The 705-nt window shown below is 73.5% G+C and carries 1 pseudogene; it reads right to left on the bottom strand.

From position 1 onward, the window contains the following. Positions 1–705, bottom strand: a pseudogene (locus G3O00_RS42955) (hypothetical protein); the annotation flags it as partial.

Below are 705 nucleotides of genomic sequence, written 5' to 3' on the forward strand. Positions count from 1 at the left end.
TTGCGCGCGGGAGCGGCACCGCGCCGAACGGCGCGGCCTCGACGTGCGCGCGCCCGTTCAGCTTCATCCCGCTCGCGTCGACGTCGGCGACGAGCGCCTCGAGCGAGCCCGACACGCGGGCACGCGCGTCGACCGGCTCGTCGGACAGCTTGCCTGCATAAGTGGCTTCACCCGTCAGCGCGAACGGCTTCACGCCGTCGAGCTTCGCGCGTGCGGTCAGCGCACCGTACGGCGTATCGACGCCGTCGAGCACGAGTTCATGGTGACGGCCGTCGCTGCGGCCGTTCAGCGCGATATGGTCGAGCTGCGTCGTCGAGCCGCCGTCGTGGATCGCGAGGCGATCGACCCGCAGGTCGTCAATGCGCAACTGCAGCGGCAGGCTCAGGTCCTGCGGCGTCGTACTCGGCGTCGACGGCCCCGGCGCGATCCGCACCTCGATCGTGCCGGCGCGAAGATACGCGATGGACAGCCGCCACGGCGCGCGGGTCAGCGCCCAGCGGCCGTCGAGCCGGTCGATGCGGATTTCGGTACCGGTGCCGTCGGGGCTCGTCCACGCGAACCCGCGCAACCGCACGCCGGTCGCGAGCGAGCCGCCGTCGAGCGTGCCCGCGAGCCGCGCGCCGAGCACGCGCTCGGCCACCTGCCACGCGAGCCGCGTGCCGTGCTCGGTCGTCACCGCGGCCAGCACGAGGCCGACCGCCAGCA

Source organism: Burkholderia sp. Ac-20384 (assembly GCF_017104605.1).
GTDB lineage: Bacteria > Pseudomonadota > Gammaproteobacteria > Burkholderiales > Burkholderiaceae > Burkholderia > Burkholderia lata.